This window comes from uncultured Rummeliibacillus sp. (assembly GCF_934216135.1).
In the GTDB taxonomy this organism is placed as follows: domain Bacteria; phylum Bacillota; class Bacilli; order Bacillales_A; family Planococcaceae; genus Rummeliibacillus.
The window spans coordinates 1-2,593 of record NZ_CAKQBI010000078.1; the positions used below are offsets into that span (position 1 = coordinate 1).

A 2,593-nucleotide genomic window follows, 5' to 3' on the forward strand; every position below is an offset into this window, starting at 1 on the left:
GACATCCCATGAAATTACTGGGCATTCACCGTTTTTCATCTTATTTGTATCTAGACAATATGCGAATGCATCTACATGAATGATTACTACAATTCCCTCTTCTAATCCATAATACTTCTTATACTCATTAGTAGTCTCTACGACTGTCGCATTTACTAAACCATGACCTAGAATATCTATTCCAAATATACCGCCTGATCCGTATTTTCTTAAAAACCACTTATAACTCTCTGGTAATTGCACATGAAGTTGTTTTTCTATATCTAAAATTTTATCCTCGCTTATCCCTCCAGTAAAATCATCGTCATCGTACATCTCAATAAATCTTTCAACTGTTTTAAAGTCCATTTTGTCACCCCATTTATTTTTCTATTTCAAACTCTTTTGCTCTCCATTTCCAATATCTTATTCTAAAATTCTCATATTGAGCTTTTAATACAGGATCATTCCTAAAACTTTCACCGTTCTCTTTTAGTCCATGTAGCATTTTGGAATACTTTTTGTGTAAACTTTCTGGTATCTCTAGCATAGTACCTGGCTCTTCTTGAATTAGATGATGTAAATTAACGATTGATCCATCATTCGCAAATGGTGAACGTCCTTTCTTCATTAATTGTAGATTTGTTTTTCCAGATTCTAAGTCTATTCTATTAATATCTAAATTTTTTATCTGATAAACCCTTCTATCAATATCTTTTATTTCATTCTTATCCTTAACTTTACCTTTTATTTCAACAGCAGTGTATTTATCGCTCAACCATGGTACTGATATGTTTTTCCCTGTAAATGGTGCTCTGCTTGTATTAGAAACCTTTTGTGCTTTTGAAAGCAGCTGATCTTTGACCCCAGCACCATTCACTACATTGTAAGGCACAACACCTGCATTCGCATAAGCTAATTGATTTCTAGGGGCATACGGTAATAAATCTAAACCAGAAATTTTTTGTGCTGCACCTTTTACTTTGCTAGCACCGGCCTTGGTAGCGACTTTCGTTGTTGCCATTCCAGTTTTTGATACAGCGCCCAATCCTTTTGTTCCCACGGCGGATAGTCCGATGGTTCCTAATGCATAAGAAAACCATTCCGCACGGGATTTGGCGTCTCCGTTGATCACATCTCGTTCATATGAATCACGGATCGCCATCGATAAATAGTCAAACGTTTCGATTGGATGTGCAAGTGCATCGATTGTACTCTCTATTGTTTTTACAGGATGCAAGACGAAATCAAATAGTCCTTTTACGAAGTCTTTTCCTGCTTTGTAGGCACCGTTCTGCTACAGGTCGCTCTGCCTGGCACTTTAAACTAACGTGTTTGTACGGTTCCGTTAATTGATTCATAAGTATCCCTGGATTAACCTCATTGTTTTTTACCAGTTATCAATTCCTTCTTGAAATATGTCTATTACATAGTCATCAAATGTATTATACCTTGGGTTTAAATCTGTCCCGACCCTCTCCCAACTAAATACTCTGTTATCATTAATATCTGCACAATACATACATCTAGCAAATTCTCCCGAGTCCTCTACAACAATTAAGTTCATACCCAACCCTAATTTTCTCCATCTCTCTGTTGCATCAACTACAGATGCTCCTAAATTACCCTGAACTCCTTCAAGCTCAACTCCACATATTCCTCCTGAACCATATTTTTTTATGAAATTGCGATAACTTCGAGGAAATTTAACTCTAAGTTTTTCTTCAGCCTTATTAATATATTCTTCTGAAACTTCTCCAAAAAAATCATCTTCTTCACCATAATTTTCAATCATCTTAATAATTCTTTCATCCATAAATTAAACTCACTCCTATTATTCACTGGCACGCATTTTCCAATAGTTACTTCTAAAGTTATTATACATTTTTTCAAGTTCTGGTTTATTTCTAAAGCTCTGTCCATTTTCAGCTAAACCATGTAGCGTCGAATCGTATTTATCATGAGTTAACTCCGCAATTTCAACCATTCCACCAGGTTCTTTTTGAATTAAATGGTGTAATTCTACTTTACTTTCCACCCCATCCTTTGAAATATATGGAGATTTCCCCTTTTTCATTAATTCTCCATTCGACTTTCCTAGTGCCTTCGGATTATTAGGTACATAATTTTTATCAATCTTAATTTGGTACACTCTTCTAGATACTTCTACTTCTTTTCCACCAACTTTAACTGTTCCTTTTACTTCTACAGCAGTATACTTGTCAGCTAACCACTCTAATTCAATTTGATCAGAAGATAATTTTCTGGATTTAAGCCTCGTAACTTTATCCGTACCCTTACCGCTACCCTTAGTCTCCACCTTCACCATAGAAAGCAGCTGATCTTTGACCCCAGCACCATTCACTACATTGTAAGGCACAACACCTACATTGGCATAGGCTAATTGATTCCTAGGGGAATACGGCAATAAGTTGAGATTAGAGATTTTTTCAGCTGCACCTTTTACTTTGCTAGCACCGGCCTTAGTAGCGACTTTCGTTGTTGCCATTCCGGTTTTTGATACAGCGCCCAGCCCTTTTGTTCCCACTGCAGACAATCAGAGAAAGGCTTGATTATAGCGGCCACTCAAGGTTTAGTATAAATATCTTCTAAT

At 36.4% G+C, this 2,593-nt stretch carries 4 protein-coding genes; all 4 read right to left on the minus strand.

Features of this window, described 5'->3' with window-relative positions:
• Positions 1 to 348, minus strand: a 348-nt coding sequence (locus tag Q0977_RS18080; protein ID WP_299516524.1) for an SMI1/KNR4 family protein, incomplete at its 3' end; no start/stop codon positions are given.
• Between the two features lie 13 nt (positions 349 to 361).
• Positions 362 to 1,219, minus strand: a complete 858-nt coding sequence (locus Q0977_RS18085; protein ID WP_299516526.1) for an HNH/ENDO VII family nuclease — start codon at positions 1,217 to 1,219, stop codon at positions 362 to 364.
• A gap of 150 nt (positions 1,220 to 1,369) precedes the next feature.
• A complete protein-coding gene (locus Q0977_RS18090; RefSeq protein ID WP_119415226.1) occupies positions 1,370 to 1,795 on the minus strand; it encodes an SMI1/KNR4 family protein in 426 nt (141 codons plus the stop codon).
• Positions 1,796 to 1,813: 18 nt separating this feature from the next.
• On the minus strand, positions 1,814 to 2,527 hold the full coding sequence (locus Q0977_RS18095; protein WP_299516529.1) for an HNH/ENDO VII family nuclease: 714 nt from the start codon (positions 2,525 to 2,527) through the stop codon (positions 1,814 to 1,816).
• Positions 2,528 to 2,593 lie beyond the last annotated feature (66 nt).

What these genes read in the sequence shown, in the direction of transcription:
- Q0977_RS18090 (WP_119415226.1), bottom strand. Translation starts at nt 1,795, where the DNA reads ATGGATGAAAGAATTATTAAGATGATTGAAAATTATGGTGAAGAAGAT.